This is a genomic window from Dictyobacter formicarum (assembly GCF_016587435.1).
The window spans coordinates 86,312-111,084 of the sequence record NZ_BNJJ01000007.1 but is presented as its reverse complement, the minus strand read 5'-3'; the positions used below and the strand labels follow the sequence as shown (position 1 = coordinate 111,084).

Sequence of the window (24,773 nt, the reverse complement as noted above, 5' to 3'; positions counted from 1 at the left end):
GCTTTTGCCTGGCTGTCATCATTCATGATTGGTGCCCCTTCCTCTGTTGTGTTCCTTGTGGATTCAGGTGTGACGCAGTTTGTCACCATCCCTGGCCTGCTTCTCATCGCGTGTTGGTTGGAAGTGGACATCTACACAATAAACTACATAAGAAATATAGACACAGGAGTTTGGAAGAATGGAAACAAGGATGACTTATTTGTAAACTCATGGCATATATAGTGTAACATACTATACACAATGGCATATAAATAAAAGTAAGTCAATGTGATTCTGTCTCCATCAGCGTCGCGAGTAGTCGCGAGTATTAGAATGGGTCTGAAACCCATCCCTATGGGCTTCAGACATATTCTAAAAGAATGGTGTTTTTGCGAACGGTATGGTATCTATCGCCAGATCGAAGCCATCTCCCAGACGTCCAACTGGTGGAGTGTGGCTTCTCCGCCATTGGCGAAGAGGCTCAGGTTGAGTTGTCGAGGGGCCGAATGATAGAAGCGCTCGGTCAGGCAGGCGCTGGCATCGATGAATATTTCCAGGACCGAGCCGTCGAGGAAGATGTGTAGCGTATGGCGGCCGGGTGTGAGAGGATATTGCTCACGCTCCAGCTTCGCGCTGCCGTTTTTCGCCTCGATGCTCAGCCCGGACCCTTGCAGGCTGATGTAGATACTCTCCTCGGGATATGCGCTATCCTGAAGGGCTAGCCCACAACTGGTTGCCGCCTGGCTGTCAATATCCAGCATGATTTCCAGGGCGTTGGTGAACAACTGCTCGATCACGGTCTGGTGGCCTGTAATCGTTCGGGGCTCGACCGCGTGATGATCGCGACGTAGCTGTGCGATCTCGGGGGCTGGCTCGATGCCGAGTGTGGCACCTGGCTGTAGTGAGAGGATGCGCGGCAGGGACATGGCGCCGGCCCAACCGGCTAGCTGCAAGTCTGTATCGTCACGTCCCTCCCGTAGCCAGCCAAACATTAAGCGGCGCCCCTGGTCATCGCGGATAGACTGCGGGGCATAGAAGTGCCGGCTACCATCCAGGACTCCCTGGCTTTCTGGCGTGAAAGTAAAGTTTTGATAGGTGCCAATAAAATAGTAGACCAGGCCATCGGGAATCGATGAGACGGTCAGGACGTGTTTATCCCCGAGCGGGAAGAAATCGGGACATTCCCACATGGTGCCGCTTTCGGCTTTGTTGCCGACGCACAAAGGCTGCAGGTATTCCCATTGCAGCAGATCCGGTGAGCGATAGAGCAGGGCGGTCCCTCCAACCCCTTTGATGCCTGAGCCAATAACCTGGTACCACATCTCACTTTCCTGCCAGACGCAGTGGTCGCGAAACTCAACGATATCCAATTCAGCCGGCCAGTCAGGCAGTACGGGGTTTCCCGTATATTTTTGCCAGGTAAGTAGATCATCATCCGCGCTGGTGGCGATACATGGGAGCTGGCGACCATGCGCATTGCCACTGTAAATGATGGTAGGGGTGCCATGGTCGTTTACCATACAGCCAGACCAGCAGCCATCCTCATCGGGTCCACCATCGGTGGGCGACAGGGCTATGGGCAGATGGGTCCAGTGCAGCAGGTCCGAGCTCATGGCGTGTCCCCAATGGATCTTGCCAGGCAGGGGACCATGTGGGTGATACTGGTAGAAGAGGTGATAATTGCCCTTCCATTGCACTAACCCATTGGGATCGTTCATCCAGTTGGAAGGCGCCTGGAAATGATAGGCGGTACGATGATGGTCGTTGTGATGTTTGATCTGCATATAAAATCATCCTTGACTGCAAAATACTTTCAAAGATAGGGTTCGGCTGGAATCAAGCCATGATGGATCGCGAAGCGCACCAGCTGCGTGATGTCGTGCAACCCCAGCTTATCCATGACATTGGCGCGGTGGGCCTGAACCGTCTTGATGCTGAGTACCAGCATATCGGCGATCTCCTGGTTGGTCTTGCCTTCAGCCACATATGTTAATACCTCGACCTCGCGCGGCGTTAACACGTCGAGCGCGTGGCCCAGTGAGGCATTTTTCTCTTTCGTGGCCGTTTTCAGGCTACTTAGTCTGGTCTGGGGATAGTCATGGGTAGAAACATAGGCTCGAATCAAAGCTTTGGCCAGACCGGGATAGAGGTAGGCTCCCCCCTGCGCCAGTGTGCGCACAGCTGTGCTCAACTCTGTCGGGGCGGCCTTCTTGACCAGGTAGCCGGCGGCTCCAATGCGGAGCGCCTGCAAGAAATATTCTTCACTCTCGTGCATGGTGAGGATGAGCACCTGGATGTCAGGGTGGAGCTTGCGGATACGCTGGCAGGCCTCCAGTCCGTCCATTTCGGCCATGCTGATATCCATCACCACGACATCAGGCTTTTGCTCGCTTACCTGCTCGATGGCCTCCCTTCCGTTGCGGGCTTCGCCGACGACCAGCATGTCTGGTTGGGCCTCGAAGAGCAGCTTGAGGCCGTGTCGTAGCAGATCGTGGTCATCGGCCAGGAGGATGCGAATCTTCTCCCGGGCTGCGTTCTCTTCTGACATAGCGCTGTTATCCTTTATCCTCTTCTATGCTGGCTATCGTGTGTCGCGGCGCTGGCCACGGCAGCACTGCCTGCACGGTTGTTCCCTGCTGACTATGACTGATAATATTCAATGTGCCCCCCAGCGAGGTGGCTCGTTCCCTCATGCCCAGAATGCCTGTGCCCGCCTTCTTTAGACCTGCTTGATAGCCGGTGCCGTCATCCTGGATGGTTAAGTAGATATGCTGCTGCTTCAGTAGTAGGGAGATCAGCACATTCTGGGCATGGGCATGGCGTGCTACGTTGGTCAGGCTTTCCTGGGCGATACGGAAGAGGGCGGTCTCGTAGCTGGCAGGAAGGTCTTTGATAATAGGTTCGATCTGTTGTAGATCCAGCTCGACCTGAAGGCGCAGCCGTTGAGCGCTGTCTTCGCCTAGCCAGCGAAAAGCTGCCAGCAAGCCCAGATCATCCAGCACGCTTGGTCGCAGTTGCTGGGCCAGCACACGCACATTTTCGAGCGATAATTGAGTCAGGTGATTGAGCTGTTGCAGTTCGCTATCCAATTGGTCGCGCGTCTTCTCCGTCAGGCCGGCGGCTGAGAGATCCTGGAAATGCTGGTGCAAGACCTCGGCGTGGATCAGTAAGGCGGTCAGGTTCTGGCCGGTTTCATCGTGCAGCTCCATGCCGATGCGCCGCCGCTCATGCTCCTGTGCCTGCAAAATGACCTGTGTGCGTTCACGCCTGGCCGCCTCCAGGCGATCCATCATACTATTAAATGACTGTGCCAGCTCGTTAATCTCCCAGGTAGAGGCCGAAACCCTGGCCCGCTCTTGCGTCTGACCCGCGCCCACGGCCCTGATAGTATTGATGAGCGCAAAGAGAGGTCGAAAACTGGCGCGCAACAGCATGATATTGGCGAACAATGTAAAGAGGGTGGCCAGCACGATAAAAATCGTATCGATCAGGTAGTGATGCACCTCTAGCTGATGGCTGGTAACCCAGAGAGCGGCCAGCGCCTCTACTAACAGCATCAAACTGTTCACGAGAATAACCTTCTCGAATAGTGAGAGATGCCAGTTTTTCAGCCAGCCAGTCAAATTATGGACAACTTTGCTCACCTGAAACACATCCCTTCCAATGTATCCATCCACTCTACAAGAGTGCATCTTACCTGTATGCTTGTTGTTGCGCTTAATATGCTGAACCCGTTGTTACTATAAATCAGAACGACGACCAGGTCAAAGGCGGCTATGTTTAGCTGTCATGTTTCTGCCTGGTTTGTCGAGCATGCGTGTGCGATCTGAATTCGTGGCGGTGGCATCAAATCACGTTGACCTGCAAAGTTTGCTGTTGTGGCTTAAAGCCTCGGGCCTGTGTTTGAATCGTGATCGACCAGGGACCAGCCATATACAGGTCCAGGTTGACCTCGTAGACGCCATGGCCGCGCGGCACGACACGATTATGGAGGGCGGTCATATCCATATTCGTCATGCGTGCGCTGGGAATGACCAGGGCCTCATCAATTGGCAGCCCATCTGGATCGGTCAGCTGCAATTTCAGCGTGGATGGGCCGCTGGCCATAAATTGTTTCTGCTCCATCTGAACCTGTAACGACACCGGGACATATGGTTGATAGAGAAAAGCCAGTATTGTCACGCATACACAGGCAATCCCCAGAATGAGCCAGAAAAAAGGTCTGATGCGCATATTACCCCGCTATAGCTTGAACTGAATTTGAGCTACTGACATTGTAAGTCGGATTTGAGCTCCTGACAATACGCCGTATTGCTGACAATGTGTCTGAACCCCATCACTAATGGGAAGCAAAGCACCCCCGTACGGGCGGGTGCATGCACGCCCGAGCCCCTTTTATGTGATGGTGGAAAAAGTGCGCCAGGCGCACTTTTTCCACCATCACATAAATAGCAAAAATACGTGCCATTAGAACACCTAATACGTGCCATTAGAACACCTAAAATATATGTATGATCTCGGCACAGCATACTGCCAAAGGTGGAGAGCCGTCCATACGGACAAGACCCTAGTTCTGTCCCCTAAGGTCCGGATAAAAATAACAATGACAATTTTCAATCTGGTATAGTAATGGGGATAGGCATGCTTTTTCTTGTGCTATGGTATATTTCACTACGAAATATACTAATTTATTGACGCTCATTTTGTAGATGAGTAAAATGAGAACGCCTGATACTTATAATTTGTTGTTTGTTTACATGTCAGAATAAGCAGCGACGTATGCCTTTACTTTATTTCAATTGAGGAGGCACCCTTGCCTGGTGTGCATATTTTGAAGTATATAAAAAAGAATACCTATGGGATGGCAGCCGCCGCGATTATTGCGTTCGCGGTCGGCTTGCGGGTTATTTTGTTGGCTTTGCACTGGCCGCCCACGAATGGCGATGAAGGCGTTATGGCTACCATGGCCTATAACATCGCTTATCATGGCGAGCACCCCACGATTTTTTATGGGCAAGATTATATGGGGGACATTGAGGCATACCTGGGTGCCCTGTTTTTCCATCTTTTTGGTGGCCCTTCGCTGATGGCGCTGCGCCTGGGGGTCGTACTGATGGTCGGCCTCTTTTTTGTCTGTATGTACTGGTTGACCAGCCTGCTCTTTTCCAAGAAGCTGGCCCTGGTCACGCTGGGTCTGTTGAGCGTAGGATCGATCCCTTATTTGACGCGCCAGACTATTGCTACTGGTGGTTCCTCACAAACTCTGCTCTTTGGCTCTCTTGCTTTCCTGATCGCGGTGTGGCTGGCGCTGACCTATCGACGCCGCGTTTCGGCCCGTGTGCGGCTCCTGCGTCTTCCAATGTATGGCGCGTTTGGCGTGGTCGCCGGTCTGGGTATGTGGAGCGATATGATTGTGTTGCCGTTTCTGGCCATGGCCGGCATGCTGATACTCGTTTTTTGCTGGCGCGAATTGCTTATCTGGGGCGGCTGGCTACTGGCTGGTGTTGGCGTCCTCATTGGCCTCTTCCCATCGCTCTGGTTTAGCATGGGCCGAGGCTTGAATCCTTTTGTGACTCTCTTCAATCTGGCGCATGGCTCGGGCGAAGACCCGCTGGCTACGGTGGGGCTCTGGCATAATATAGTAGAGACCGTGCAGGTGACCATCCCGACGGCAACCGGCTTCCCATTTTGTCCGGTGATCGAATATCCCTTCCTGGGAGATAATACTCCCCGCACCTTGCAATGTGGTATTGTTCAGACGGCCTGGGGGGGCGGCTATCTCTTGCTGATCTTGACGGCTCTGATTTTTACCCTCCTGCTCTTACAGCGTTTTATTCGAGACAAGCAAACGTTCACTGAGGAGGAGCGCCATCGATTGTTGGTGAGCCGGATCTCGCAATTACTGATGGTCGGCGCCGCGATTGGCGTCATTGCAGTCTTTATCCGTAGTACCGGACCCTTTAACCAGCCAGGTTATCATGCTCGCTACCTCATCGGTCTGCTGATCATCCTGCCTGCTTTGATTGATCCTTTATGGAGTGCCGCCAGCAAACTGCATTCGCAAGCATTCTGGCAGCGCGTCCGCTCCTACAGTAGCCGCGTCATCCTGGCTGCTGTGGCAGTTATCCTGGTCACAGGCACCGTGATCGCTTTTAGCGAGGTTCCAAAGGCGCAGGTCTCCGATGCGCAACGCACCGATCTGGTTGCGCAACTGGAACATCTCGGGGTGAAACACCTGTACACGGATTACTGGAGCTGTTATAGCCTGGTCTTTGCGAGCAAGGAAAACATCATTTGTGGTGTTATCAATCACCATCTCAACCCCTCGCACAACCGTTATCCACCATTCTATACTATCGTCCATCAAGATAAAGAGGCGTCCTGGATGTGTCCCAAAGATCCCAATCTGACTACGACAGAATATGATTGTCTTGACTGGCTGGATAAAAGAATGGCGAAACAGCCACCTGGTAAATACAAGCGCTACGAAATAGACAACTACGTTCTCTACCGCTATATGCCAAAATGATGAACAGAAAGAGTGGGGCCATTGACACCCCACTCTTTTTTGTATGCAGAAGTTGTGGTGCCGGCAGGGGCACCACAGCCAGGGGCTCGTTTTATATGTTTTTATGTATATACCTATATTTTTTACCGATACCTTGCTAGCGTTGAGCACGATTTCGTTATACAATTTTTCTTAGCGAGTGTCTGAAAACCAGACGTTTCGCGCCTTCGGCTCCTGACGCTACGCGCTTACAGCGCTCAAAAGTCTTCTATACGTTGGTGCAGCATTCGCGCTTTTGCGCGAATGCTGCACCAACGTATAAAATTGGAAGCATGTGTTGATTTAGCAAGAAAGGATTGTTGATGACAGCCGACGAAACTACTCCACTGCGACTTTACTTGATGCAGGTTGCGGCCCTTGCTCCTATGAATGTGCCAATCCCTTGCTATCTGGTACAGACCAGCGAGAAGAATATATTGATCGATAGCGGCCTGCCGGCTCATTTTCAGACCACTCCGGGTCGACCTGAGCCGGTGATGGGGAAGAATGTTGTTGAGCAACTGGCGCTACTTGGTTTACAGCCAGGCGATATAGATATTCTTGTTTGCACCCATTTTGACCTGGACCATTGTGGACATCATGAAGATTTTCCCAACGCGCAGCTGGTAGTGCAGCGCGAGCACTACGAAGTAGCTCGCGGGGGGCATCCGCGTTTTGCATCCCATCGTGCTCACTGGGACCTGCCAGCCGAGCGCTATCGTCTCGTTGATGGCGATACCACACTCTTGCCAGGTCTTGAGTTGATCGCTACCGGTGGACACGTGCCCGGCCATCAGTCGGTCCTTGTGCGTCTACCTGAAACGGGTCCGGTGTTGCTGACTATTGATGCTGTTGCCAGGCAGGATGCCTTTCGATCAGACCGCCAGATTGGACCGCTGGATCTGGATGGCGAGCAGGCCATAGCCAGTACGCGCAAGCTGCTTGACGTGGTGCAGCGCGAGCATGTGGCTCTGGTTATCTTTGGTCACGATGATCAGCAATGGCCCAAACTCACCAAAGCGCCTGAATACTATGGCTAATACGCTTAGAGCGTGTTAGATAGTGTCTGAATGCCAGACGGTACGCGCCTTCGGCCCCTCACACTACGCTCCTTCGGAGCTCAAAATGTTGTATGTGATTGTGAAAAAGTGCGCCTGGCGCACTTTTTCACAATCACATACAACGGTGTTGTTGCAGGAAGCGCGCAATGCGCGCTTCCTGCAGAACTGTTATTCCTCCGTTGTTTTGCGTAAGAAGGCTTCGGCGGCCGGGTAGACGACCTCAATTTCGCTGATTTCCTGGGGGTGGTCGAGATGGTCAAAAATGCGTAGGATAATGCCTTCGGCATCGATCTCTTCCTGCCGCGCCAGCAGTGGTTGGGTGATGCGCCGATCATCTGAACCAGCATAGACATAAAGTGGACAACGAATCTCGCGTGGCTGGACTACCGGCCAGGAGACCGTAGCTTGCCAGCAAGCCATCAGCGCGGGTAGCGAACGTTCCTCTACCCAGCGTATGTCTTCATTGTCCATCCCCAACTGCTTGAGGGTTCCTTCTCGCTGGGCTTTGTAGAGTATGTTCAGCTCCGAAATGATCTGGTTGATACGCTCTTCAAAATAGATGCGACCAAAGAAGCTGCCCGCTGCGATGGCGCGGCTAACGCGCGATGAGCGTGAGGCAAGTAGCAGGGCGAGCGACGCGCCAAAAGAGTGGCCCCAGACCAGAAACTTTTCGGCCTCACAGGTGTCGGCTACTGCAAAAATATCTGCGAACATCTGCTCCAAACGATAAGCGCTGGATTGGGTTGGCTTATCACTCTCGCCAATGCCTCGGCGATCCATCGTAACCACGCGGAAATGCTGGCGCAGACGCTCGACATAGCCGAGTTCGTGCCAGATCTGCCTCGCCTCGTCAAATCCCTGTAGCAGGATGAGGAGTGGTCCCTCACCCTGTATATCATAGGCAATCTTTGTGCCATCAGTCGCAGTAAGAAACATCTATTCTTGCTCCATTTTTTGTATGTAAAGGTTTGTAAGCACATACCTTTGTAGTATATCATGTGCGGTATCCAACTACATAAATTCTACCTGCTTGCCGAAGATAATATATTGTCCCCTCACGCCCCATGTATTGCTGCAGGTTCGCTTGATGCTTATGCTCATGAAGCACGCGAATTGAAGACCAATCCTGTACTACCGCGGCGATCAAGTACATTTCTTATGTTTATTTGCGTTTTATCTTTTATGCTTTTCGCGTTTTTTGGACAAAAATGGTATTTATAGTGTATACTGTATATAGCGATGAACGGTATGATAGACCCAGATTGAATCTATAACGTTGTGGGAAGCACCATTTTTGCCCTCTTTCATACGTCTGCCGCTTCTTGTCTTTGAAGGCAGATGCCCTGATGCATTGCTAGTGTAGTAACTTGCGGACCTCGCTTTAATTGATGAGTTTTGGCTGTATTGTGCTGTGATTTAACAGCTATAAGCAGCTTTATTTGCTTATAGTGTTTTTTGTCATCTTAGGTGATTATTTGTATAACAGTATCGTATGTGGGTAAAATGTATGTCTACACTCAGCAATTATTATAGCATCGCTATAGTTTATAGCAAGTACGACATATTTTTTTTGCGTAGTCTCTGGTTTAATAGTATGTAACTTTTTTTCCTCGCAAATCGTGTACCTATGTGGAATGGTCCACATAGTTTGTCAATCGAAGTGCGATGCGGGGTAAAAAGTTAGAGTGAAGGGTTTAGCATGAAAATAGCACATATAGCACCGCCCTGGATTTCTATTCCACCAAAGAATTATGGTGGTACCGAGAATGTTATATATAATATAGTCGAGGAGCAGGTAGCTCAAGGGCACGACGTCACTTTGTTTGCCCCGGGTGATGCCCGTACATCCGCAAAACTGATCTCATTTTTTCCTCATTCATTAATCGATGCCGGGGTTCCCTGGCAGGCTCATCTCAAAGCTTTCTATCACACATATAAGGCCATTGAATATATTAAAGAGCACCATTTCGATATAGTGCACACCCATCTCTCCTCTAGCGCCGATATGTATGCCTTTCCATTGACCCAGCAATTGGGTGCCCCACATGTGTCGACACTGCATAGCCGTTTCCCATTTGACCGTGTCCAGAACTGGACTGGCGATGCTGATGTATATTTTTTGGAGTGGATGAGGCAAGTGCCATTGATCGCGATCAGTGAGAATGCACGTGCGGAGGTCAAATTGCCGCTGAACTTTGCTGGTGTGGTTCATCATGGTTTGCCAATGCAGCAATTTAAGCCAACGGTCAAGCAGCCAGAGAATTACCTGGTCTGGCTGGGACGTTTTGTGCCAGAAAAGGGAGCTCACCACGCGATCAAGCTGGCGAAAGCTATCAATATGCCGCTGATTCTGGCCGGCACGATCGATCGGCACATTCAAACCTCGGTTCATTATTATGAGAAGGTTATTAAGCCGCAGTTGAACGGTTATGACATCAAATATATCGGTCCGGTCAATACCAGAGAAAAAATCGATCTACTCAGTCGTGCCCGTGTCTTCCTGAATCCTATTGAGTGGGAAGAGCCCTTTGGGATGGTCATGATTGAAGCTATGGCTGTCGGCTGCCCGGTCATTTCTTTCGCGCGCGGTGCGGCCCCAGAGGTGGTAGCGCATGATAAAAGCGGTTACCTGGTGAATGACCTTAAAGAGATGAAGCGTGCCCTGGGCCAGATTGATAAGCTTGACCGGGAGCTGGTACGTGACCACGTGGAACAGAATTTTTCTGCTCGCGTCATGGTAGAGAAATATGTACGTATTTATCAGCAGATCCGTACCATCCATTTGATGAAGAGCGCCTCTATCAAGCGTTCGGTCGTGGATACACTGGCGACCAGAATGCCTCAGGTTATGTCTGCTCCTCCGCTGTTGCCTCCTGTAGAACCCAGGGCAACAACCAATTATCCCCTATCTCTACTACCCCAACAAAGTCGTGAGGTTGATCCGGAGATGTGGCATTAGACCATTCATCTACCTGACTGTTCCACTCGCCGCCAGCGGCGGCGAGGGAAGAGGTCGGTTGTGCTCACAAGATTGGATCAATGTTTGGCTTGATTTGTATGGCCGGGATCACAAAGTCGTCGAGGATCAATCTGCTGGCTACAGGCTCTGGTGCAGGAGCACAGGTGGAGGCAACGACGATGTCGATTTCAGGAATAACTCCGATGAGCTGGCCTCCATAACCAACTGCGCAGTTGGTTTGCTTTCCATGATATTCAGGCAGAAACCAGCATAAGCCATACTTTTCGCCACGCCTGGTCATGCTATGTGCTCGCCAGGATTCCTGGATATAGTCTATGGATAAGATACGTTGCTCATTCCAGATGCCCTGGTTGAGATAGAGGTAGCCTAACCTGGCCATTTCGCGTGTGGTGAGCTGCAGGCCGAAGCTGCCGATTTGATTGCCTCGGACATCATTACTCCATAATCCCGCTTGTTGGGCTGACCATTTACCATAGGGATGAGGCGTTTCAACTTTTGCCTGGCCACTTTTCCAGGGATCACGTTCGTGCTCGTCATCTTGCCAGATTCCCAGAGGATCAAACAGGTAGTGCCTGGCAAACTCGTGCAAGGGCATACCTGTGCAGCGTGTCAGTACCAGGGCTACCAGGTGTGCCCCGATATCATCATAGTTATAGTGTGTGCCCGGCTCATATTCTAGCGGGCGATCCAGCATCTTTTCCACGGATGAGGTATCTTCCAGGAACGTCTCAATGCCACCTGGCGCCAGCGCAAAGCCGCTGGTCATGCTCAAAAGGTGGCGGAGCGTGATCTCCTCTTTGCTGGGATCTGGCTGGCTGGCATGATATTCGGGGAAGAATGTGAGCAGGGGTTGATCGATACTATGTAAAAATCCCTGTTGTAGTGCGATTCCAACCAATGCTGAAGTTACGCTTTTCGTCACGGAGTTGACATTATGGTAATGATGCGGCCCCCAGCCGTGATAGTATTCCTCAAAAATAATGATGCCCGAACGTACAATTATAATGCTAAGCAATGCCGGTGTCTGCTGAGCGTATTCGTCTAGTTGTTTTAAACGTTCAATGTCAGCACTCAAGATGTGTGGAGCGGCCGTCTTCCATGCCAGGGCCGGCCAGGAGCCTGTTGCCTGCTGCTTGTCCATGCTTGCCCTCTTTTATTGTATCTAGCTGGATTTATCTCAAAAGCAGATACTAATAAGCTTATTTTATTTATAACATAAATAGTATCTATTTATTCGAATGAAATCAAGATCACTCAATGTTCTCTATTTGCTTGTACCTATACAAGAATGAGTGCTTCTCCAGGCCTGATGTCTGTGAGAAGCACTCAAAAGAACGTAATGAAGCTGTACATTTAGAATGAACATCTGGATTTAATTGTGACTATCATGTTCACTTACTCTCATATCTGCGACCATGACGGTCATAACAATAACGGCGGTGGGTTTTTTTGTCATAATAGCAGCGGCTCTTTGGCTTATCATCCTCTAGCCACTGGCCGATGCTGCGGCCACCAGATACATTTGCCAGTTCCTGCTCGTTCAATTCAACATACTCATCTGGCTGATCAGCAGTGCTACAATGAAGCTGTTTCATTTCAGTCTTCCTTTCTGGTTCAGCGTGAACGGTTCAAGTATTGCAAATGTCCTTCCATACAATGGCACGTTTCTGTGAGGCGAAAGTTACTCATGAAGAGTGAAGCCATCTGGATGTAGCAGTAGCGCTGGTGACGATTATTGCCATCACCAGCGTCACTATTATCATAACGGGTACTTTGTATGGTTGCCTGATCACCAACGATACAGGGACGCGCTTAAACTTTACCTGCAGCGATCGCGGCGGTAACGGCGGCGACACCACGAGATCCACTGTTTTTTTTGCCGGCCTGATTAGAACTATTGGCCCTGAGAAGCATGGGCAATCTCAGCATCTGCTATAATAGGGATGTGTTGATAGATGCCGGGGCCCGGGTGTAATTGATCGGGTTGGTTGTGTCGCCTGGGATAGCGGATTAGCAGTAGATTTTGTTAAGCCAGTGAGGATAGACTTGCGGGATGGATCAAGTGACAGATCAGGATCAAGAGAAGAAATATCTGAAAGAGCGTGTGCAGCAGCTTGAGGCTGAGTTGCAGCATGCACATGAGCGGGAGGAGCGCGGCCGCGTTCTTTTACATCTCACATCAGATTATGCATATATGTATCGCTTGCTGCCGGACGGCTCAATTCAACGTGAGTGGACGACTGATGCTTTTACATATGTTACAGGCTTTGCTCCTGAAGAATTTGATCAGCGTGGGTGGGAGTATTTGCAGCATCCCGATGATCGGTGGATGTTTGAGCTCCGCATCGAGGCGATGCGCCAGGGGCGGCAGGATACACGCGAGTGGCGCGTGATTACGCGCAGCGGCGAGGTGCGCTGGCTGCAGGATACCTGTCATCCGATTGTGGATTGCCAGCATGGTGATGTGCCTGTGCTTCGTGTCTATGGTATCGTGCGCGATATTACTCAACGCAAGCAGGTGGAATTACAGAAATTGCAGATAGAGCGGCGTCTCTCTGCTACTTTTGATTCGATTGCTGATGCGGTTATCATGTATGATCACGAAGGTCGCTTGATTCAGTATAATGAGGCGGCCGGGGCTTTATTGGGTTTTGATCAACATCCTGAGTACACCGTGCAGCAGCTGTCCGAGCGTTTTCGGACGATGCAGGTCATGAATGCCCAGGGCCGTTTGCTGACTTTGGATGAGCTGCCCCCGTGTCGCATTTTGCGAGGAGAGATATTGCGAGGAACAACGGTTGAGGATATATGGATTACGACACTGACCGGTCGTCGGATCGTCCTCAGCGTGAGTGGCGCTCCTATCTATGATACGCTGAATAAATTGATGGGGGCCGTGCTGGTCTGCCGCGATGTAACAGCGCGCCGCAATCAGCAATGGCGTACCAGCAAAGCGCTGGAGACCCTGCTGTCTATGTCCGAGGTGCTGGTTCGCCTGCCGATATCCGATGAATATTCCGCCCATGCCTCCAGGCGTGAGACCGCCGAAGAGCTGCTTCATCTGACCTGTAATCTGCTGGGTTGTCAGATGGCTACAATGATAGATCTTGATCCTGAAACCAACTTAATTCGGCCGATTGCAAGTGTAGGCATGTCTCCCGAACTGCGCCAGAAATTCTGGGAAACGACACCATCTATTTCTTTATCCACTTATATTCATGCTCCCGATCTGGTTCGTTTGCAGCGCGGCGAGCCTGTATTGTTCACCCTGGCCAATGCGCCCTCCAGCGATGTACCCACCTTTGGCGTAGAGCAAGTGCTGGGCGCGCCTATCCGTTTGTGTGGCCAATTAGTAGGATTTCTCTCGCTCGACTATGGTACCGCTGAGCATCACTTCTCGCAACCGGAAGAGTTTAGTTTGATTACGGCCATCGGGAAGCTGGCCTCATTAGTGTTTGAGAGGGAAAAATTGATCGATCAGCGCTCTGCAGCTCGGAAGGCTGAAGTCGCCAGCGAGCAGGCGCGGCAGCAGATGGATGCCTTCCTGGGCATGACCAATCATGAACTGCGTAATCCACTGGCTACCATGAAGGCGAGCCTGCAGCTTATCCGACGCCAGTTGAAACTTCTGGATAACGATACAATAGCTGTGTCCGATGTAGCGGCACGCATTCAGGAGTTGGTTGAGCGGGCTGAACGCCAGGTATCTGTTGAAACTCGACTGGTAAATGATTTACTGGATGTTTCGCGTATTTTAGAACAAAAGCTAGAACTCAAGGTGCAATTCTGTAATCTGATCGATCTAGTACAAAGGGTGGTTGCCGATCAACTTTCTCTTGCCCAGTCCCGTATTATAAATATACGCTTGCCGCAAGAGGATATGGTGCCAGTGGTAGTGGATATTGATCGGGTGGGGCAGGTGTTAACTAATTATCTAACAAATGCCATCAAATATTCTGCTGAAGATAAGCCGATTGAGGTTCGCCTGGTTGTGCAAGATCACCAGGTCCGTGTAGCTGTGAAGGATCAAGGGCCTGGATTGACGCCTGAGGATCAGCGCCGTATCTGGGAGCGTTTTTACCAGACGACTGATCGACAGGTACACAGTGGATCAGGGGGTCTGGGCCTGGGGCTCTATATTTGCCAGAATATTATTCAGCAACATGCTGGACAGGTGGGGATTGAGAGTGAGCCTGGCCAGGGGTCAACTTTCTGGTTTACGCTTCCTCTTGCACGCGAGTAGCACATTTCTTGGTGGAGGGATGTGTATAAAAGGATAACAATGATGACAGATGTCGAAAGCCCGCTTTTGTTTATTGAAGATAATGATGATGACTTTGAAGTTGTGCTTTGGGCAATGAAAAAGCTGTCGTTGTCAATTCCTATTACACGTTGTATCGATGGGGATGAGGCGTTAGATTATCTCTATCATCGGCAAGAGTTTGCCCGCCCCGAGACGTCTCCACGCCCGGCCTTGATCCTGTTGGACCTGAATTTGATCTCTGTGGATGGCCGCGATGTCTTGCAGGCAGTAAAGAGCGATCCTGACCTGCGCAGGATTCCGGTAATTATCTGGACTTCCTCTGAGGACCCCAAAGATATCGATGTGAGCTTTCAACTGGGCGCCAACAGTTATATATTAAAGCCTATGAATATGAAGCAACTGCTGGAGGTCGTTGAGACGCTTAATAAATACTGGTTCGGCGTCTCTGTTTCTCCCGCTACAGATCTGCTCAGTGAAAAATAGATGTTTTATCAAGGCTTTCTGACCACGAGCAAAAATATGCGCAGTATGCCGGTCTCGCCGCCTCCTGGTTTACAGGGAACAATGACGCCCATTTTGCGATGTATGACCCCGCAAACGGTCGCGGCTATGACGGTTTAGACGGTACAACCGGAAAAGTCAATCTGAATTCGGGTGCCGAATCGACCATTGAAGCCTTAATGGCTTTGCAAGCGATCCATCAAAACGCCGCCGCCCTGAATATGGTGAATGCTAAAGCCGTAGAGCGGCACACAGCCAGCATCTATGAAGCAGAATCGTTCACGGTGGCTGCGGGTCATCCACAGGTTATTACGCCTGCAAGCAGCTGGACTGGTGATGCCTTATACAGTGGACAGATCGTGCAGATGTCCAATAATGATCAGCTTAAACAAGAGATCGATGTTGCACACCAGGGTGAATACATTCTCTCCGCTGCGTTGGTCAAGAAACACACGGTATCAGGTGTGATTACGCTGCAGATAGGTGTAGATGGCCATTCTGTCAGCGCAGTACAGGTTCCTCAATCACCGGATAGTGATTATCTGACTCTTATCCAGCTCGGAAGCCCTCTCTCTTTATCCAGCGGAAAGCATACGCTTACGGTTACGCTTCAAACCGTAGCCAATGAATCTCTTGTGGTGGATAACTTTGTCCTCCAACCGACATCATTATTTTTGATGCGTTTCGATGGTCATATGATGGAACCTTCAAAAAACATGATAATAATAGGTTCGGGCCTTGCGCCCGATTTTCTCCTCGACGAATGATCCCCTTCCCTATGGGAGCGCATTAAAATGGGAGCGCATTAAAATAACGGCAGCGATAAAATGAGCAATGCGTACAGCAGACAAGCGCTGCCGGCGCAGCAACTGAGCATTTTACCCTGCGGTAATTCGCGTTCCAGCCACATGACTAGCGCTAGTATTGCCAGTGCCAGCAGATTACGCATCCCGACGCCAACCATGAGCAGCATTAGTGCCCAGTTGCTGCTCACACACCACAAGCCATAGCGATATCCCCGTCGCCAGGGGGGAACCGTGGTGTTCTGTTCATAGCAGCGCGTGTGCAGCAGGCAGTGCCATTTGATCGGACTCCACTGGAAGATACCAGCCAATAAGAAGAGAAGCGCCGTGATCCATAGTGGATGTAGATAGAGCCATCGCCACTGATTTACGAGGTTATGCAGCAGCGTGTCGCCTACAAAAGCTGCGCAGGCAAACATGGTCCAGCTAGCTGCATAACCAGCGATAAAAAGAGCCTGCGTGGACCAGTAGCGTGAAAGATGATGGGCCAGCGAGAGCAACTGACGGAACAAGGCGGGGAGCATCATCGCTAACAGCATTACTTGCCAGCCAGTCAGAAAAACGAGCAAGGATAGCAGCCAGGGCCAGTGGCTGGATCTGATGAGATAATCGTGATCCAGCCAGCTATTCCTACCCGTCAAGAATGCCAACCCGAGTAATCCCCAGCTTCCGGCCAGCAGCAGCCAGGGCAATATAAATGCACGCCACGATGCCTGTCTACTCGTATCTTGCCCGGCCTGACCTGCTGGATGGATGTCTCGCATTGGTATCAGGCCCATCATGTCTGTTCGTTCCAAACGACCTGATAATGATGATCTGTACCAGCGGATTGTTGGACGATCGCGCTCTCTATCTGCGCGGCAGGAATGACCTCGCTGCTGGTCAACACCACCGCAGCCCTATCGCGCGGGACGCGTGTCAACTCCACCTGTTCAGCTCCCGGTAGCGATAGTAGCGCACTGCGCACTCGCGCATCGCATTTCTCGCACGTCACATCCTCAACCAGAAAACGTTGCTGGTAAGACATAGCAATCTTCCTTTCGCTTTGTCCAGAACTCAACTTTACATCCCCGACTACGCTACGAAAAATATTCTACGAGCTGCTTCTGTTGAAGAACATGTAACGAACAAAGTATAAACGACAGGAGTTATACATGTCTATTAGTATATATACCTATTTTTCCTGTATAACAAGTGATTGGAATAGTCAAATAAGTCGTTATCAATGTTTGCAATACTGTAAACATTGATAACGACTTATTTGACAGGTATACTTTTTGTATTCGATGATGTCGTGTATGGTTTGAAGAAGGCGAGAGACGATGGAAGAATTTGATGTATTGTCAACGCTGTTGCAGGCACAGGAGCCAGAGCTATATACAATCCCAACGCATGCGCGGGGTCCGCAGGGCGAACTTCCTCTTACACCCAAAATGTTGCGCGAGTGGGCCAGTGGCGATTTATTTGGGTTGACACAGAATGTTGGAATGGGCTGGGAGCCTGCGAAAGTAGCAAATAAACATATTTTGATGCTGAGCACTCAGGGTGGCATTCGGGCCGAGGATGGTAGCCCGATTGCCCTGGGATATCACACCGGGCACTGGGAAGTTGGACGCTTGATGCGGGCCGCCGCGAGCGAGTTTAAGCACGCGGGAGCGGTCCCCTATGCTGCGTATGTGAGCGATCCGTGCGATGGCCGGAGCCAGGGGACGCCGGGTATGTTTGATTCGCTGCCGTATCGTAACGATGCTTCCATGGTGATGCGGCGTCTGATTCGCTCACTGCCTACGCGTAAGGCTGTGCTGGGTGTGGCGACCTGTGACAAGGGGCTGCCCGCGACTATGATGGCCCTGGCCTCGTTGCGTCGGCTGCCGGGCATCCTGGTTCCTGGAGGCGTAACCTTGCCGCCAGAGCATGGAGAGGATGCCGGGAAGATTCAAACGATTGGGGTGCGCTATGTGCATGGCGAGATCTCGCTCGAGGACGCGGCGCAGCTTGGCTGTCGGGCCTGCGCCACACCCGGCGGTGGCTGCCAGTTCCTGGGTACGGCCGCGACGGCCCAGGTGGTGGCCGAAGCGCTCGGCATGGCCATTCCTCACTCCGCTCTGGCGCCATCCGGCGAGCCAATCTGGGAGGCCCTGGCCACCCAATCCGCCCGCGCATTGCTGCACCAGGTGCAACTGGGCATGGGCATGCAAGACATCCTGACCGACGCCTCTATACGTAACGCGATGGTGGTGCATGCCGCCTTTGGGGGTTCTACCAACCTCTTGCTGCACATTCCCGCTATCGCATATTCCGCTGGACTGCGCATCCCGACCATCTCTGATTGGCAGGAAATCAATCGTCTGGTGCCACGCCTGGTTAGCGTGCTGCCCAATGGACCTGTGGACCATCCGACGGTGCGCGTCTTCCTGGCCGGCGGCGTGCCTGAAGTCATGCTCCATTTGAGGCGCCACGGCCTGCTCGATACCAGCGTCAAAACCTGCACCGGCCACACACTGGACCATGTGCTCAACTGGTGGGAGCAGTCGGAGCGCCGCCAGAAAGTGCGTGCGCGCCTGCTGGAGGCTGATGCCATACAGCCAGACGATGTCATTATGACACCAGAGGTTGCCCGGGAGCGCGGTGTGACCTCGACCGTCATGTTTCCGGTGGGCAATATCGCCCCTGAGGGCTCTGTCATCAAAGCCACGGCGATCGATTCCAGTGTCGTGGATGAGGATGGCGTCTACCGCCATACCGGGCCCGCCCGTGTCTTTACCAGCGAGCGTAAAGCCATGGCTGCCATTAAAGACGGCGCTATTCAGTCCGGCGACATTGTAGTATTGATGGGGCGTGGACCCGCCGGGACTGGTATGGAAGAGACCTATCAATTGACCGCTGCGCTCAAGCATCTGCCCTTTGGCAAGCATGTGGCTCTGGTGACTGATGCTCGCTTCTCGGGTGTCTCAACGGGGGCCTGCATCGGCCTGGTTGGACCAGAAGCCTTGACCGGGGGACCCATCGGCAAAGTGCGCGATGGCGACATCATCCAGATTACGCTGGACCGCGAGAACCTGCATGGTGAGCTCAACGTGATTGGTGATGGCGTCCGCACCTTCACCCCTGAGGAGGGGGCGATCCTGCTCAAGGAGCGCCAGCCCCATCCCGATCTGGCCCCTGATCCCCAATTGCCGGACGACACCCGGCTGTGGGCCGCGCTGCAGGCAGCCAGCGGCGGCGTCTGGCGAGGCGCCATCTACGACGTGGATCGCATCATCGAAGTCATCGAAGCCGGCAAGAAAGCCCTCGGCATATAATGAAACCCCATAGGTTCGGAGCTTGCCTCCGATTTGCCCCACCGTTTGTGGGGCCCTGTGTCCTCACCGCTCGGTACCTCGTGACATCACGCCTCGGCCCACGCGGTGCCCAAAAGCGAACCTTCGCTTTTGGGCACAGGGCCGCCACGCTGCGGCGGGCGGCAATCGGGGGCAAGCCCCGAACCTATTTTGGGGGAGAGAAGGAGGGGAGCGGGCATATGAATCGCATTGATCGTCTGACTGCTATTGTTCTGTTGTTGCAGGGCGGCCGACGGACTGCCCGCGAGCTGGCGCAGCGTTTTGAGGTTTCCAGGCGCACCGTGTTTCGCGATATCGAGTCGTTGTGCGAGATGGGGATTCCTATCATAACTACTAGCGGGCCGCTGGGCGGCTATACTTTGATGCCCGACTACTCGCTGTCTCCGCTGCAACTGACGGCCAGTGAGACTTTTCTGCTGCGCCTGGCCCTCAGTAGCGTTGTGCAACTGGCTGATACCCCTTTCAAGCAGGAGCGTGAGTCTTTGCTGGCCAAGATGGCGGCTGTGATACCTGCTCAGCATTCGGTCGAGGCCGAGCATCTGCTGCAAACTATTCAGCTTGAGGTGCCGACGCGCCACTATGCTACGCCATTTATCGAGCAGCTGATCGCCAGTGCTCGCGAGGGAGAGTGGCTGGCGGTTGAGTATCGTTCAGGACAACGTCTTTCCCGGCAGACGTTGAGGCCGCAGCGCCTCTATTCGTCTGGCGGCTTCTGGTATTGCCGGGCGTATTCGCACGAGCGGCAGGAGGAACGTACCTATCGCGTGGACCGTTTTATCAGCGTGAGTCCTACCAGCGCGCCTGCTCCGACCGAGGCGCATGATGCGCCAGTCCCTCAGTCGCTCCCCTATGGGCATCCATCGCTCCCAGAAGTGTGCATTCGCCTGACTGCCTATGGTGTGATGATCATGGAGCGCGATCCCCATCTAGGCGATGCCATTCAGCCTGCGGAGGACGATGGTGCTATGTTACGCTTTCGCTGCCCACCTGCTGAATATCCCTGGTTGCTGCGTACCCTGCTTAGCCTGGGTCCCGATGCCGAAGTGCTGGCTCCTGATGCGCTGAAAAGCCAGTTGTGCCAGGCAGCGCTGGCTATTGCTCAACGCTATTCATAATAGTGACATAAGGTTGTCACCATCACTCCTGTAAACTCTATTTATCGGCAGCAGTGAACTGCCCGTCATCGTTGAGTTGAAGGGAGTTGTTATGATGGTTGAATCCTCCTATGTACAGCAGCGTCTGCACAACTGGCGCCAGACGTCCGCAGGCCATTTATCAGGAAGCGAGCAGGCACCAGACTTTATTGAGCGCATGGGTATCGTCACGCTTTATCCCGCCTCTCCGGAGTTCCCTAATCTCTTTTCAGCCTATGTGGGGGACCCCGACGCCAAAACGGATTCGGCCTGGGATACGCCCAGCGGCGAGATATATACCTGGCGTTGGACGCTGGGCCGCCAGGCGGTCGCCTACTACTCTGTCTTGATTCGGCGGCGGCCAACCTGGATCTCCTGGTCGTTGTTTCCCACCATGTTGCGCCTGTGTGGTGAGCTGCGGAGTCCTCACGAGCTTTACCATGCGGGTCAGCTCTCTGCGCATGCGTATCGCATCGTCGAGACGCTGGAGGCGGTCGCGGCACCGATGCCCACCAGTGAACTGCGCGAACAAGCGGGCTTCCCACGAGGAACCGCCTCGCGCAACCTCTATCTCAAGGCAGTCGAAGAACTGGAGTCGCAGATGCTGCTGGCCAAGGTTTTCCTGGGCGATGACCATACCATGTACCACACCCTGGTGAGCCAGCGTTACGCGGAGCACGTTGCCAGCGCCGAGCGCCTGACTCAGCAGGACGCCCTGCGCGCCTTCCTGCATAGCTATGTGCCGCAGGCCGTCTACGTCAATCCAGCTCAGCTAGCGAAGGATCTCAAGCTGCCGCTAGCCACCCTGAACGCGGCCTTTGAGGATCTGCTGAACGAGCAGCAGGTGGTCCCGCTGCCCCTGGATGGTAAGCATACAGGCTACCTCTGGCGCGATGCAGCGATTATCACTCGATAAAATCAGGAAATTCTCACTCAGGCGATGGTGACCAGGCCAGTAGGCTGACCTGGCGATCATCACGTAGAAAGGAATACTACCTCTATGAAACCACGTATTACAGTCCTGACATTAGGCGTAGATGATCTGGAAAAGTCGCTCACCTTCTATCGAGACGGCCTGGGCTTCCCAACACAAGGCATCATCGGGACAGAATTTGAACATGGAGCTGTTGCCTTTTTTGATCTGCAACCTGGCTTGAGGCTTGCTATCTGGGCTCGAACCGACATCGCTCACGACACGAACCTTTCCAAAATGGCCCACAGTCCTACCGAGTTTACCATTGGACATAACGTCAGCAGTAAAGAAGAAGTTGATGTGGTGATGGAACAGGTAAAAAGGGCGGGCGCAAAGATTGTCAAGCCTGCCCAGGACACGTTTTGGGGCGGCTATTCCGGCTATTTTCAAGATCCCGATGATCATTTATGGGAAGTCGTCTGGAATCCCTATCTCTTACTGGAATAAAAGGTCCAAGAAAGCATCTGAAGCTCATTCCTACGGGAAGACAGGCGCCCCGCACGGGCCAATACATCTCATTTATGAGAACATCGAAGAACCAAACGCAACAAGAAAAGCGGAACCCCATAGGTTCGAGGCTTGCCCTCGATTGCCCCACCGTTTGTGGGGCCCTGTGTCCCTACGACGCGACTCTGCTTTTCACCATCACGTCGCCGCACGCGGTGCCCAAACGCGGACCTTCCTTTTGGGCACCGCGTGGGCAGAGGTGTGATGTCACGAGGGACTATGCGGCAAGGACACAGGGCCCCACAAACGGTGGGGCAAATCGGGCGCAAGGCCCGAACCTATTGGGATCATGTTTTGTGAAGGTTCCATCGCATGGGCCATCGAAACGCACAAAGGATGATGACGCCCATAGGTTCGGGCCTTGCGCCCGATTTTTCGCTCACGCATGAAAAATGTTCAAGAGGCGATGTCATGTTCTCCCTATTTGATAAGCCTCAGCGCTCCCTATGCTCTTCTATAACCTCCAGGGCCTCATAGAGCCATTTCAGATAGGTCTGCTCAAAATCAATGGCGAAGCGTGAAACCAGGCGGAAATAGATGTCCTCTTCTTCCTGGCTGGCGTAAGGATTGGGCCGGCCGCTGGCCTGGCGTGGCTGGTCGCGCACCGGTAGATACTGGGTACTTTGCCTGTATTGAAGCAGGCGTTGCTCATGCATGGCAATGCCTGCGCGAATATTATCGGCGATGGCGGCGGGCGGCGCGAACGATCCGAAGATCATCTTAAGCAAGAGCTCGTCGCGCAACTGCAAGACTGCTGGTGGCTGCTGCTGCCAGGCCTCCAGCGCCGCCTGCCCGGCTGGCGTAATAGAATATACCTTGCGATCGGGGCGCGCCTCTTGCTCCTCGCGCTCCATCTCTACCCATCCCAGTGCCTTCATGCGCTTTAGCTCATTATAGATCTGGCTGTGAGCCGCTGACCACATGGCTGAGAGCACATGATCAAACAGGTGTTTCAGGTCATAGCCAGATAGAGGTCCCCAGTAAGCAAGCAGCCCTAGTACTCCATACGTGATTGGATAGGCTTCCGGTCGATCCATATATTTTCACTCTTTCCTGCCCTGTTAAAAATGATTGAGCATCATGATATCATGTCATATTCTTTCTTGACAAACTTGCTCCTTCCACATTATACTCTTTGTAGGTATATGACTGGAAGTCATATGAGTGCAAAACATAAAGGAGCATTGCGATGGCACTACAAACACAGGATGTTGCTATCCATATGAGCGAACGGGGGCAGGGCGCGCCCACGTTGTTTTTGCATGGTGCCCCCGACACGGGTGAGATGTGGAATGGAATTATTGAGCGCCTGCAGGATCACTATCATTGCTATGCGCCGGATCTGCCCGGATTTGGTCGTTCAGCTGTGCCGGCTGATTTCCAGGCTTCGCTGGACTATATGTCCCGTTTTGTGGATCAGCTGATTGAGCGGTACGCGATTGCCACGCCGCTTAACCTGGTGGTGATGGATTTTGGTGCCACCTATGGACTGGCCTGGGCGGCGGCCCATCCGCAGAAAGTTGCGCACCTGGCAATTGTGGGTGGCTCGAACTTTTCTTCGCGCTACCAGTGGCATGGTGCTGCTCGCCTGCTGCGTACTCCTGTGCTGGGTGATCTCGGTATGGCTGCGGTAAGTCTGGCGTCGCAGGAGAAGATGATGCGGCAGAACGCGCCGCTGGTCAGTCCCGACTATGTGCGCTCCTCATATGAGCTCTCGCTGAGCAAGCCACGGACGCGCCGCATGATGCTCAAGCTCTACCGCTCGATTGATCCCAAAGATTTTATTGGCTGGGAAGAGCGCCTGCATGAGCTGACCGCGCGCGTGCCGACGCTGGTTCTATGGGGCGACAAAGATCCTTTTATCACGCCGGACTACGCGGAGAGCTTTGGTACCAGCAACGTTGAGCACTTTCCCGAGAATGGACACTGGTTGCCCCTTGAGGCTCCTGAGATTGTAGCTCAGCGCCTGGAGCGCTTCTTTGCTTAAGCCTGCGGCTCTTTGCGATAGCGACTGCCGGCGATACACTGCCACTTCCAGGTGCGCTCTGGAAAGTTATTCCAGGCGCCCTGTTCATGAAAAACTATGGCCAGCCCCTCAGGCAAGTAAGCTCGAAAGACGGGCGCCTGGATGGAGCTGACCAGCTGGTTGGCTATCTCCAACGAGCCTTCCTTTTCATATATTCGTCCAGCCGTTCTTCGAAAGCGGCCATAAGTGTGGATCTCGATCTCGTCCCAGTCATATCCTTCATTGACCATCGAGCGTGTCGCTCGCACGATTTCAGCCATATTTGTCACCTTTGGTTTGCATTCAAAGAGCGTGATCACGCCCTGCATTGCATTGATTCCCAGGTGCATCACACTATGGCAGGCTGGACAGACCGTTTCCAGATTCTCCAGGCGATGGTCGTCCTCGGCCCCGATATGGTTGACCTGCATAAAGCGGCGGCAGCTCAAGGCGCAGTAGACACATGTATAGTGATCGCGCTCCAGGGCTTGTTTCCGAATGCGCCGCCACTCCTCGGGATCGCGCTCCTTGAACCACTCGCGTGCCGCCATCACTGATGGACGCAAAATTTTCATCAATCTTCCTCGTTACCATGCATTTGTTATCGAATGTTCTTTGCATTGTAGTATCCGCCGTTTGTGCCAGAAAAGCAATCTCTCTGGTGACTCCAAACCGCCGC

General features: G+C 52.7%; 23 protein-coding genes. 12 read left to right on the top strand and 11 right to left on the bottom strand.

Annotated features, from left to right (window positions below; genetic code table 11):
- Positions 1–386: 386 nt before the first annotated feature.
- The 4 genes from JMI88_RS13690 to JMI88_RS13675 form a co-directional block, all read right to left on the bottom strand.
- On the bottom strand, positions 387–1,763 hold the full coding sequence (locus tag JMI88_RS13690) for a glycoside hydrolase family 32 protein (RefSeq protein ID WP_201362426.1): 1,377 nt from the start codon (positions 1,761–1,763) through the stop codon (positions 387–389).
- A 29-nt stretch (positions 1,764–1,792) separates the two neighbouring features.
- Positions 1,793–2,527, bottom strand: a complete 735-nt coding sequence (locus JMI88_RS13685) for a response regulator transcription factor (protein ID WP_201362425.1) — start codon at positions 2,525–2,527, stop codon at positions 1,793–1,795.
- A gap of 7 nt (positions 2,528–2,534) precedes the next feature.
- Positions 2,535–3,623 (bottom strand): HAMP domain-containing sensor histidine kinase, encoded by a 1,089-nt coding sequence (locus JMI88_RS13680; protein WP_201362424.1) that lies wholly within the window; start codon positions 3,621–3,623, stop codon positions 2,535–2,537.
- Positions 3,624–3,825: 202 nt separating this feature from the next.
- Positions 3,826–4,212 carry a FixH family protein gene (locus tag JMI88_RS13675; RefSeq protein WP_201362423.1) on the bottom strand — a complete coding sequence of 129 codons (387 nt, stop codon included), beginning with the start codon at positions 4,210–4,212 and terminating at the stop codon, positions 3,826–3,828.
- A gap of 580 nt (positions 4,213–4,792) precedes the next feature.
- Here JMI88_RS13675 and JMI88_RS13670 point away from each other — a divergent pair.
- Positions 4,793–6,508, top strand: a complete 1,716-nt coding sequence (locus JMI88_RS13670) for an ArnT family glycosyltransferase (RefSeq protein ID WP_201362422.1) — start codon at positions 4,793–4,795, stop codon at positions 6,506–6,508.
- A 341-nt stretch (positions 6,509–6,849) separates the two neighbouring features.
- Complete coding sequence (locus tag JMI88_RS13665; RefSeq protein ID WP_201362421.1) at positions 6,850–7,566, top strand: N-acyl homoserine lactonase family protein; 717 nt, start codon at positions 6,850–6,852, stop codon at positions 7,564–7,566.
- Positions 7,567–7,755: 189 nt separating this feature from the next.
- On the opposite strand, the gene JMI88_RS13660 is transcribed toward JMI88_RS13665, so the two are convergent.
- On the bottom strand, positions 7,756–8,523 hold the full coding sequence (locus JMI88_RS13660; protein WP_201362420.1) for an alpha/beta fold hydrolase: 768 nt from the start codon (positions 8,521–8,523) through the stop codon (positions 7,756–7,758).
- Positions 8,524–9,286: 763 nt separating this feature from the next.
- Between JMI88_RS13660 and JMI88_RS13655 the strand changes: the two genes are divergently transcribed.
- Positions 9,287–10,546, top strand: a complete 1,260-nt coding sequence (locus JMI88_RS13655) for a glycosyltransferase family 4 protein (RefSeq protein WP_201362419.1) — start codon at positions 9,287–9,289, stop codon at positions 10,544–10,546.
- A 64-nt stretch (positions 10,547–10,610) separates the two neighbouring features.
- On the opposite strand, the gene JMI88_RS13650 is transcribed toward JMI88_RS13655, so the two are convergent.
- Positions 10,611–11,708, bottom strand: a complete 1,098-nt coding sequence (locus JMI88_RS13650; RefSeq protein WP_201362418.1) for a serine hydrolase domain-containing protein — start codon at positions 11,706–11,708, stop codon at positions 10,611–10,613.
- Positions 11,709–11,958: 250 nt separating this feature from the next.
- Positions 11,959–12,162: a bacteriocin gene (locus JMI88_RS13645; protein WP_201362417.1), complete on the bottom strand. Its 204-nt coding sequence runs from the start codon at positions 12,160–12,162 to the stop codon at positions 11,959–11,961.
- A 130-nt stretch (positions 12,163–12,292) separates the two neighbouring features.
- Between JMI88_RS13645 and JMI88_RS13640 the strand changes: the two genes are divergently transcribed.
- From JMI88_RS13640 to JMI88_RS13625, 4 genes are all read left to right on the top strand, one after another.
- Positions 12,293–12,505 (top strand): hypothetical protein, encoded by a 213-nt coding sequence (locus tag JMI88_RS13640; RefSeq protein ID WP_201362416.1) that lies wholly within the window; start codon positions 12,293–12,295, stop codon positions 12,503–12,505.
- A 115-nt stretch (positions 12,506–12,620) separates the two neighbouring features.
- Complete coding sequence (locus JMI88_RS13635; protein ID WP_201362415.1) at positions 12,621–14,810, top strand: sensor histidine kinase; 2,190 nt, start codon at positions 12,621–12,623, stop codon at positions 14,808–14,810.
- Between the two features lie 39 nt (positions 14,811–14,849).
- Positions 14,850–15,314, top strand: coding sequence for a response regulator (locus JMI88_RS13630; protein WP_201362414.1), 465 nt, complete (start codon positions 14,850–14,852; stop codon positions 15,312–15,314).
- Between the two features lie 98 nt (positions 15,315–15,412).
- On the top strand, positions 15,413–16,099 hold the full coding sequence (locus tag JMI88_RS13625; protein WP_201362413.1) for a hypothetical protein: 687 nt from the start codon (positions 15,413–15,415) through the stop codon (positions 16,097–16,099).
- A gap of 38 nt (positions 16,100–16,137) precedes the next feature.
- Here JMI88_RS13625 and JMI88_RS13620 read toward each other — a convergent pair whose 3' ends face one another.
- Together JMI88_RS13620 and JMI88_RS13615 are read right to left on the bottom strand one after the other, a co-directional pair.
- On the bottom strand, positions 16,138–16,917 hold the full coding sequence (locus tag JMI88_RS13620) for a DUF2182 domain-containing protein (RefSeq protein WP_201362412.1): 780 nt from the start codon (positions 16,915–16,917) through the stop codon (positions 16,138–16,140).
- The gene (locus JMI88_RS13615; protein WP_201362411.1) at positions 16,914–17,162 is read right to left on the bottom strand and encodes a heavy-metal-associated domain-containing protein; all 249 of its coding nucleotides are present in this window, start codon (positions 17,160–17,162) and stop codon (positions 16,914–16,916) included. The genes JMI88_RS13620 and JMI88_RS13615 overlap by 4 nt, the downstream gene beginning before the upstream one ends.
- Before the next feature lie 295 nt (positions 17,163–17,457).
- Between JMI88_RS13615 and JMI88_RS13610 the strand changes: the two genes are divergently transcribed.
- The 4 genes from JMI88_RS13610 to JMI88_RS13595 all read left to right on the top strand — a co-directional run bounded on the left by JMI88_RS13610 (position 17,458) and on the right by JMI88_RS13595 (position 22,029).
- Positions 17,458–19,437, top strand: a complete 1,980-nt coding sequence (locus JMI88_RS13610; RefSeq protein WP_201362410.1) for a YjhG/YagF family D-xylonate dehydratase — start codon at positions 17,458–17,460, stop codon at positions 19,435–19,437.
- A 218-nt stretch (positions 19,438–19,655) separates the two neighbouring features.
- Positions 19,656–20,591, top strand: coding sequence for a helix-turn-helix transcriptional regulator (locus JMI88_RS13605; protein WP_201362409.1), 936 nt, complete (start codon positions 19,656–19,658; stop codon positions 20,589–20,591).
- Positions 20,592–20,682: 91 nt separating this feature from the next.
- Complete coding sequence (locus tag JMI88_RS13600; RefSeq protein WP_201362408.1) at positions 20,683–21,525, top strand: AlkZ-related protein; 843 nt, start codon at positions 20,683–20,685, stop codon at positions 21,523–21,525.
- Positions 21,526–21,609: 84 nt separating this feature from the next.
- The gene (locus tag JMI88_RS13595; protein ID WP_201362407.1) at positions 21,610–22,029 is read left to right on the top strand and encodes a VOC family protein; all 420 of its coding nucleotides are present in this window, start codon (positions 21,610–21,612) and stop codon (positions 22,027–22,029) included.
- 494 nt (positions 22,030–22,523) lie between these two features.
- Here the strand turns inward: JMI88_RS13595 and JMI88_RS13590 are convergent, their stop codons facing one another.
- Positions 22,524–23,126 carry a PadR family transcriptional regulator gene (locus tag JMI88_RS13590; protein WP_201362406.1) on the bottom strand — a complete coding sequence of 201 codons (603 nt, stop codon included), beginning with the start codon at positions 23,124–23,126 and terminating at the stop codon, positions 22,524–22,526.
- A 152-nt stretch (positions 23,127–23,278) separates the two neighbouring features.
- On the opposite strand from JMI88_RS13590, the gene JMI88_RS13585 reads away from it, so the two are divergent.
- A complete protein-coding gene (locus JMI88_RS13585; RefSeq protein ID WP_201362405.1) occupies positions 23,279–24,076 on the top strand; it encodes an alpha/beta fold hydrolase in 798 nt (265 codons plus the stop codon).
- Here JMI88_RS13585 and JMI88_RS13580 read toward each other — a convergent pair.
- Positions 24,073–24,669, bottom strand: a complete 597-nt coding sequence (locus tag JMI88_RS13580; RefSeq protein ID WP_201362404.1) for an HNH endonuclease — start codon at positions 24,667–24,669, stop codon at positions 24,073–24,075. The two genes, JMI88_RS13585 and JMI88_RS13580, sit on opposite strands and share 4 nt — an antisense overlap.
- Between the last annotated feature and the right edge of the window lie 104 nt (positions 24,670–24,773).

Bases quoted from the DNA above. Each gene is read 5' to 3' on its own strand.
- JMI88_RS13620 (WP_201362412.1), bottom strand. From the start codon at position 16,917: ATGATGGGCCTGATACCAATGCGAGACATCCATCCAGCAGGTCAGGCC.
- JMI88_RS13655 (WP_201362419.1), top strand. From the start codon at position 9,287: ATGAAAATAGCACATATAGCACCGCCCTGGATTTCTATTCCACCAAAG.
- JMI88_RS13595 (WP_201362407.1), top strand. From the start codon at position 21,610: ATGAAACCACGTATTACAGTCCTGACATTAGGCGTAGATGATCTGGAA.
- JMI88_RS13645 (WP_201362417.1), bottom strand. From the start codon at position 12,162: ATGAAACAGCTTCATTGTAGCACTGCTGATCAGCCAGATGAGTATGTT.
- JMI88_RS13610 (WP_201362410.1), top strand. From the start codon at position 17,458: ATGGAAGAATTTGATGTATTGTCAACGCTGTTGCAGGCACAGGAGCCA.
- JMI88_RS13585 (WP_201362405.1), top strand. From the start codon at position 23,279: ATGGCACTACAAACACAGGATGTTGCTATCCATATGAGCGAACGGGGG.
- JMI88_RS13630 (WP_201362414.1), top strand. From the start codon at position 14,850: ATGATGACAGATGTCGAAAGCCCGCTTTTGTTTATTGAAGATAATGAT.
- JMI88_RS13675 (WP_201362423.1), bottom strand. From the start codon at position 4,212: ATGCGCATCAGACCTTTTTTCTGGCTCATTCTGGGGATTGCCTGTGTA.
- JMI88_RS13580 (WP_201362404.1), bottom strand. From the start codon at position 24,669: ATGAAAATTTTGCGTCCATCAGTGATGGCGGCACGCGAGTGGTTCAAG.
- JMI88_RS13625 (WP_201362413.1), top strand. From the start codon at position 15,413: ATGTATGACCCCGCAAACGGTCGCGGCTATGACGGTTTAGACGGTACA.
- JMI88_RS13660 (WP_201362420.1), bottom strand. From the start codon at position 8,523: ATGTTTCTTACTGCGACTGATGGCACAAAGATTGCCTATGATATACAG.
- JMI88_RS13635 (WP_201362415.1), top strand. From the start codon at position 12,621: ATGGATCAAGTGACAGATCAGGATCAAGAGAAGAAATATCTGAAAGAG.
- JMI88_RS13665 (WP_201362421.1), top strand. From the start codon at position 6,850: ATGACAGCCGACGAAACTACTCCACTGCGACTTTACTTGATGCAGGTT.
- JMI88_RS13685 (WP_201362425.1), bottom strand. From the start codon at position 2,527: ATGTCAGAAGAGAACGCAGCCCGGGAGAAGATTCGCATCCTCCTGGCC.
- JMI88_RS13690 (WP_201362426.1), bottom strand. From the start codon at position 1,763: ATGCAGATCAAACATCACAACGACCATCATCGTACCGCCTATCATTTC.
- JMI88_RS13605 (WP_201362409.1), top strand. From the start codon at position 19,656: ATGAATCGCATTGATCGTCTGACTGCTATTGTTCTGTTGTTGCAGGGC.
- JMI88_RS13650 (WP_201362418.1), bottom strand. From the start codon at position 11,708: ATGGACAAGCAGCAGGCAACAGGCTCCTGGCCGGCCCTGGCATGGAAG.
- JMI88_RS13600 (WP_201362408.1), top strand. From the start codon at position 20,683: ATGATGGTTGAATCCTCCTATGTACAGCAGCGTCTGCACAACTGGCGC.
- JMI88_RS13615 (WP_201362411.1), bottom strand. From the start codon at position 17,162: ATGTCTTACCAGCAACGTTTTCTGGTTGAGGATGTGACGTGCGAGAAA.
- JMI88_RS13590 (WP_201362406.1), bottom strand. From the start codon at position 23,126: ATGGATCGACCGGAAGCCTATCCAATCACGTATGGAGTACTAGGGCTG.